Annotated in this window: 6 protein-coding genes; 3 read left to right on the forward strand and 3 right to left on the reverse strand. The window is 63.7% G+C overall.

Features of this window, described 5'->3' with window-relative positions:
- Positions 1-17 precede the first annotated feature (17 nt).
- On the reverse strand, positions 18-266 hold the full coding sequence (locus U4Y90_RS14100; RefSeq protein ID WP_321795222.1) for an adhesin: 249 nt from the start codon (positions 264-266) through the stop codon (positions 18-20).
- 335 nt (positions 267-601) lie between these two features.
- Here U4Y90_RS14100 and U4Y90_RS14105 point away from each other — a divergent pair, with 335 nt between their 5' ends.
- From U4Y90_RS14105 to U4Y90_RS14115, 3 genes are all read left to right on the forward strand, one after another.
- Entirely contained in the window at positions 602-2134 is a 1533-nt protein-coding gene (locus U4Y90_RS14105) for an NADH-quinone oxidoreductase subunit M (RefSeq protein ID WP_321795224.1), read from the forward strand.
- Positions 2135-2326: 192 nt separating this feature from the next.
- Positions 2327-3634 (forward strand): dicarboxylate/amino acid:cation symporter, encoded by a 1308-nt coding sequence (locus U4Y90_RS14110; RefSeq protein WP_321795226.1) that lies wholly within the window; start codon positions 2327-2329, stop codon positions 3632-3634.
- Between the two features lie 12 nt (positions 3635-3646).
- The gene (locus U4Y90_RS14115) at positions 3647-4594 is read left to right on the forward strand and encodes an amino acid ABC transporter substrate-binding protein (RefSeq protein ID WP_321795228.1); all 948 of its coding nucleotides are present in this window, start codon (positions 3647-3649) and stop codon (positions 4592-4594) included.
- A 13-nt stretch (positions 4595-4607) separates the two neighbouring features.
- Here U4Y90_RS14115 and U4Y90_RS14120 read toward each other — a convergent pair whose 3' ends face one another.
- A complete protein-coding gene (locus tag U4Y90_RS14120; RefSeq protein WP_321795230.1) occupies positions 4608-6131 on the reverse strand; it encodes a diguanylate cyclase in 1524 nt (507 codons plus the stop codon).
- 73 nt (positions 6132-6204) lie between these two features.
- Positions 6205-6492 (reverse strand): hypothetical protein, encoded by a 288-nt coding sequence (locus U4Y90_RS14125; RefSeq protein ID WP_321795232.1) that lies wholly within the window; start codon positions 6490-6492, stop codon positions 6205-6207.
- Positions 6493-6587: the final 95 nt, after the last annotated feature.

The following is a 6587-nucleotide window of genomic DNA, read 5'->3' on the forward strand; positions in this document are numbered from 1 at the left end:
GCCAGGCGATGCGTTTCTCAGCGCATCGCCATGGCCTCGCCGGGCTGCGAGCGGCCCGACACGAGGCATTGCGATCTGAACGCGTCGCGCTGGCTGCTCGCGGCCGCCTGGCTGAAGCCCTTGCCCAGCGCGTCGAACTCGACCTGCGCTGCGCTCTGCGCACACGACGTCGCGGCAATGTCCCGTCCCTGCGCGTGAAGCATGGCGCGGTCGGCGACGAGATACGCAACGAGCGCGAATACGACGGCCTTGAATATTTTTTTCATGCTTATCTCCTTGCGTTCTAGGCTAAGGGCCGCGCGGCTCCGGGCAAATCAGGGCAAGCCCGGAGCGAACGGGCGGTTTTTTCGCCGCAGCACCCAACAATCCGATGATCGGTAAAAATGTCAAGGCCGCGCGGCGCAATGAATTTGATACGCCGCAACACCCCCAAAATCTTTTCTTTTGGGTTATGCTCGTTAACCCTTAGGAATACGCCTAGATTGCGCACCCGGAAGCAGACCTCCGCGCACTCGTCCCGCCTTACATTCCACTGTCACCGCGCCTTTCCAGCGAGCCTTCGGGCGCTGGCCGCGCTTTGCGCCCGATTTCGACCCAATCTATGCATCTGCCGTCCGTTCTCAGCTTTCTCATCTGGATTCCAGTGGTGTCGGGCATCTTCGTGCTGACGTTCAGCGCGTCGGCCACGCTCTCGCGCGCCGTCGCCCTGCTCGGGGCGATGCTCGGCCTGCTGCCGCTCGTGCCGCTGCTGTCGCGTTTCGATGCGGCTTCGAGCGCGATGCAGTTCGTCGAGCGCGTCGAGTGGCTGCCGCAGTTCGGCATTTCGTACCATCTGGGCGTCGATGGCATCTCACTGTGGTTCACCGTGCTGACGGCCGTGACGACGCTCATCATCTTCATCGCGTCGTGGCAGTCGGTCACGAAGCAGGTCGCGCAGTACTACGGCGCGTTTCTCGTGCTTTCGGGCTGCATGCAGGGCGTGTTCGCATCGCTGGACGGCATGCTGTTCTTCGTGTTCTTCGAGGCGTCGCTGATTCCGCTATATCTGCTGATCGGCACATGGGGCGGCGAGCGGCGCGTGTATGCGGCGATTCGCTTCTTCTTTTTCTCGCTGCTCGGCTCGCTCGCGATGCTGGCCGCGCTGATCTATCTGTGGACGCAGGCGCATACCTTCGACATCGACGCATGGCGTCATCTGAAGCTCGGCTTCACGCCGCAGATCATGGTTTTCGTCTGCTTTCTCGCGGCATTCTCGGTCAAGGTGCCGATGTGGCCCGTTCACACGTGGCTGCCCGACGTGAACTCGGAAGGCCCGACAGGCGCGGCGGTGCTGCTCGGCATGCTGAAGATCGGCGGCTACGGCATGCTGCGCTACGTGTTGCCGATCGTGCCCGACGCCGCCCACTTCTTCGCCCCGGCGATGATCGCGCTGTCGCTCGTCGCCGTGATCTACGGCAGCCTCGTCGCGCTCGCGCAAACCGACATGCGCAAGCTGCTCGCGTACTCGGCGGTCGCGCACATGGGTCTCGTGACGCTCGGCCTTTTCACCTTCGATCGCCTCGGCACCGAAGGCGCGGTCGTGCAGATGCTGTCGTACGGCATCGTGTCCGGCGCGATGCTGCTGTGTACGGGCGTGCTGGTCGAGCGCACTAAAAACGGCTCGATCGATGCCTACGGCGGCGTCGCCAACACGATGCCCCGCTTCGCCGTCTGCGCGATGCTGTTCTCGATGGCCAACGTCGGCCTGCCCGGCACGTCGGGTTTCGTCGGCGAGTTTCTGGTGCTGATGGGCGCGATCCGCCTGAACTTCTGGATCGGCGCGGCGGCCGCCACGTCGCTGATCCTGAGCGCGGCCTATACGCTGTGGATGGTCAAGCGCGTGATCTTCGGCGCGGTCCGGAACGAGCGCGTGGCCGGCCTGCGCGATCTCGGCAAGCGCGAGCTCGCGCTGTTCGGCGCGATGGCCGTGCTCGTGCTCGGGATCGGCGTTCATCCGAAGACCTTCACGGACGCGATGGGCCCGTCGGTGGAAAACCTGCTGTCCGCCGTGCAAGGCTCGACGCTGCCGGACGACGCCAGCGCGCCTTCGTACAATGCCCGTCGCGAAGCGGCTTCGGAGCGCACGCCGGGCTGATCGCGTCACGCCCCCGGCTAGCGCGCTTCCAGCAAAGATCCGGGAGCGACGCTAACATTTGATTGTTCGCGGACACATGCCGCCGCGCCGCTCATGCATAATCGACGGGCGTCGCCGGTTTCGTCTTGCATCGCCGTTCCATCCGAATTTGAAATTGCAATCGTTCGATATGCAGTCAATGGAGGCCTGGACATGAACAAGAAGAGTTCCGCAGCCATCTGGATCTTCGTTGCGATGATCATCGGCATCGGGGTCGGCTACATGATCTTCACGAGCTTCCCGGACAAGAAGACCGCCACGGAAGTCGCCGGTTACATCTCGCTCGTGTCCGATGTCTTCCTGCGCCTCATCAAGATGCTGATCGGGCCGCTCGTGTTTTCCACGCTGGTCGTCGGCATCGCGCACATGGGCGACGCCGCCTCGGTCGGACGCGTGTTCGCCAAGGCGCTCGGCTGGTTCCTCACTGCGTCCCTCATTTCGCTGTTGCTCGGGCTCTTGATGTCGAACCTGCTCAAGCCCGGCGACAACCTCGGACTGCCGCTGCCGGACATCGGCGCATCGGCGAATCTCGCGACATCGAAATTCACGCTCAAGGACTTCGTGAGTCACATGGTGCCGCGCTCGTTCGCCGAAGCGATGGCCAACAACGAGATCCTGCAGATCGTCGTGTTCTCGATGTTCTTCGGCGTCGCGCTCGCCGCGCTCGGCGAACGCGGCAAGATTCTGCTCGCGGCGATCGATCAGCTCTCGCACGTGATGCTCAAGATCACCGGCTACGTGATGAAGCTCGCGCCGCTCGCGGTGCTCGCCGCGATGGCCGCCACTGTCGCGGTCAACGGGCTGACGATCCTCCTGAAGTTCGCGGTCTTCATGGCCGACTTCTATATCAGCCTGTTCCTGCTGTGGGGGCTGCTCGTGCTCGCGGGCTTCCTGTTCCTGCGCCGGCGCGTGTTCAGGCTGCTGTCGCTCATCAAGGAGGCGTTCATGCTGTCCTTCGCGACTGCGAGTTCGGAGGCCGCGTATCCGAAGATCCTCGACGCGCTCGACCGCTTCGGCGTGAAGCGCAAGATCTCCAGTTTCGTGATGCCGATGGGCTACTCGTTCAATCTCGACGGCTCGATGATGTACTGCACGTTCGCGACGCTCTTCATCGCGCAGGCGTACAACATTCATCTTCCGCTCAGCACGCAGATCACCATGTTGCTGATCCTGATGCTGACGTCGAAAGGCATGGCGGGCGTGCCGCGCGCGTCGCTGGTCGTGATCGCGGCGACGTTGAACCATTTCGATATTCCCGAGGCGGGCCTGTTGCTGATTCTCGGCGTGGACACCTTCCTCGACATGGGCCGCTCCGCCACCAACGCAGTGGGCAACTCGATCGCGAGCGCGGTGGTCGCCAAGTGGGAAGGCGAGCTGCTGCCGGAGTCGGAAGCGGCGGCGAATGCGGCGCGTATCGAGGCCGAACAGGAAGCCTCACTGGCGCATCCCGCACAAGTCTGACGGAGGCGAGCCATGAAGACGCAGCGCTTCCTGGCGGCGCTGGCTTCGGCCAGCCTGATCGCCTTCGCCTTCGGTGCGCGCGCCGCCGACGACGTGCAAACCCCTGCTCCGAACGCCGACGCCTACGCGCCCGCGACGCTGACGGGCACGCTCGCCAAGGCGCGCGACACGGGCACGATCGCGCTCGGCTATCGCGATGCGTCGGTGCCGTTCTCCTATCTCAGTCCGCGCAAGGAGCCGATCGGTTATTCGATCGAGTTGTGCAAGTCGCTCGTCGCGGCAATCGGCAACGCGGTCCACAGGAAGCTGAACATCCGGTGGGTGCCCGTGACGCCGGAGACTCGTATCGATGCGGTCGTCGACGGCAAGGTCGATCTCGAATGCGGCTCGACCACGAGCAACATCGAGCGACAGAAGCGCGTGGCGTTCTCACCGATCTTCTTTGTGGCCGGCACTAAAGTGATGGTCAAGCAAGGCTCGCCGATCCGCTCGTTTCGCGATCTGGCGGGCAAGCGGGTCGCGGTGACGGCGGGAACCACGAATGAAAAGGCCTTGCGCGACCTCGACAGAAAGTTCGGGCTCGGCATGCAATTGCAGGTCGTGCCGGATCACGCGGAAGGCTTCGCGCGCGTGGCGAATGGCCAGGCCGATGCGTTCGCCACCGACGACGTGCTGCTATACGGCCTCATCGCGGAGAACGCGTCGAAGGGCGGTGCGTATCAGGTGATCGGCGATTATCTGTCGTACGATCCGTACGGCATCATGTATCGCAAGAACGATCCGCAGCTCGCGCAAGTGGTGAAGGACACGTTTCAGGAGCTCGCCGCCGATGGCGAAATCGAGCGTCAATACAAGCGCTGGTTCCTGCAACGCCTGCCGTCGGGCACGAGCCTCGACATGCCGATGAGCGCGCAGCTCGAAAGCATCATCGAGTCGATGGCGGGCGGCGAGGCGCAGTGAGCGCTGCCGCGGTTCACGCGGGACTCGCCTGCATGACGCGATTGCGTCCGCATGCCTTCGCGTCGTAGAGGGCCTCGTCGGCGGCGCGGATGAGCGCGCTCACGTCGTCGTCACGTTCGGGCCGCCAGCTCGCGAGGCCGATGCTCGCCGTCACGCGGCCGAACTCGCTGCCCGCGTGCTCGATCGACAGATCGCTGATGGCCGCGCGAATCTTCTCCGCGACTTGCGCGGCGCCATCGGCGGGCGTGTCGGGCAATACGACGATGAATTCCTCGCCGCCATAGCGCGCGGCCGTATCGACGGGCCGCCGGATGTTGTCGCCGATACAGCGCGCGACAGCCGCGAGCGCATCGTCGCCGGCCTGATGACCGTAGGCGTCGTTGAACGCCTTGAAGCGATCGATATCGACGAACAGCAGTGAAAAGAGACTGCGCGTGCGGCGTGCCCTGCGCCATTCCTGATCGAGGATCTCGCCCAGCGTGCGGCGATTGTGCAGGCCGGTGAGGCCGTCGGTGCGCGCGAGCAACTGCAGCTCCGACTCCGCGCGCATGCGCCGCCTGAACTGCGCGGCGAGCACGAACGACAAGGCGATGAAGCCGATCGCGAGCGCGCCCATCGAAGAGCCGATGATGATCGCGCGCCGCCGCCATGCCGCGTAGATATCCTCTTCGCCTTCGGCCACCATGATGATGAGCGGCAGGTTCGGAAAGTTGCGGAAGTAGTAGAGGCGGCGCCTGCCGTCGATCGACGATGTCTCGCTGAAGCTGCCGTGCTCCGCCGCGCGAAACTGCCTGAAGGTGTCGGCGTGGCTGATGTCGCGGCCGATCACGCGGGCATCGAAAGGTTGACGCATGATCATCAGGCCGTCGTGGCTGATCAGCGATACGGCGCCGTGCGGTCCGAGCGAAAGCCCCGCGAAAAGATTGCGAAAGTATTCGAGGTTGATGGCGAGCATCGCGACGCCCGCGAACGATCCGTCGGGATGCGATAGCCTGCGGCTGAGCGCGATGCTGGGCGCGCCGCCGCGCAGACGCGACGCGTACGGGTTGCTGATGTAAAGCCCGATGTTCGGGTTCTCGCGCTGGACGGTGAAGTAGCTTCGATCCGCAAAATTGCCCGGTCTGGGCTCGAGGCTGCCCGAATCGATGACGATTTTGCCGCTTTCGTCGAGCACGAGTATCGATCCCAGATCGCGGGCGGTCGCGGCGCGATCGAACAGCACGTCGTTGCGCAGCCGCGGCGGCAGGCTGATTACATCGTCGCGCTGCACCCCTTCGACGACAGCTTGCAGCGAGAGTTCGTACAGTTCGAAATTGCGCTCGATATCGCGCTCCGCGAGCAGCGCAAGATTGCGCGACGTGTCGCGCGCGCGGTCGAGCGCATCGATTCTGCCTTGATACAGCACCAGCGCGCAAAGCCCCACCATGACGAGCGCGATGAGGGTGCCGCACAACACGATGACGTTCGGAGTCGATGTTCGCGGGCGCGCCGGCGCGGGCGCATTGACACTCGGGTTGTAGATTTGTTCGGTTGCCACTATTTGGAGGTCCCGGAATCTGGCTCGCGAGTTAGCTTTGCTCTGTTCGGTCCTCGGTCAGCGAGCTAGGCCGCTATTCTCTCCTATTTGTCTGATTTGGGTGTGGGAAGGGAAGCCGCTCTGCACGCTTGAGTCTGTTGCTGTAGAAACGCTCGCGCGAAACGCGAATCGCCTTGTCGAAGTCCGTCTCCGTCGCGAGATGCTTGTGGTCCACGCTGACGAGCCATCCGTGCGCGGATCGGCACCAGCGGATTCGTCCTTCGTCGTAGAGTTCGGAGAACCAGCGCCAGAGCGTGGCGTCCTCCCTGTCGGCGAGTTGAGCCGCTTCGGTCCGAACCTTGTCTTGAATGATCGCCAGCATGGTTATCGTGGTCTCAGGCCAGTTCGTTTGCGAGCTCGGGCACGACGCTAAACAGATCGCCGACGAGACCATAGTCCGCCACGCTGAAGATCGGT

Source organism: Caballeronia sp. J97 (assembly GCF_905220305.1).
GTDB lineage: Bacteria > Pseudomonadota > Gammaproteobacteria > Burkholderiales > Burkholderiaceae > Caballeronia.

Bases quoted from the DNA above. Each gene is read 5' to 3' on its own strand.
- U4Y90_RS14115 (WP_321795228.1), top strand. From the start codon at position 3,647: ATGAAGACGCAGCGCTTCCTGGCGGCGCTGGCTTCGGCCAGCCTGATC.
- U4Y90_RS14100 (WP_321795222.1), bottom strand. From the start codon at position 266: ATGAAAAAAATATTCAAGGCCGTCGTATTCGCGCTCGTTGCGTATCTC.
- U4Y90_RS14105 (WP_321795224.1), top strand. From the start codon at position 602: ATGCATCTGCCGTCCGTTCTCAGCTTTCTCATCTGGATTCCAGTGGTG.
- U4Y90_RS14125 (WP_321795232.1), bottom strand. From the start codon at position 6,492: ATGCTGGCGATCATTCAAGACAAGGTTCGGACCGAAGCGGCTCAACTC.
- U4Y90_RS14110 (WP_321795226.1), top strand. From the start codon at position 2,327: ATGAACAAGAAGAGTTCCGCAGCCATCTGGATCTTCGTTGCGATGATC.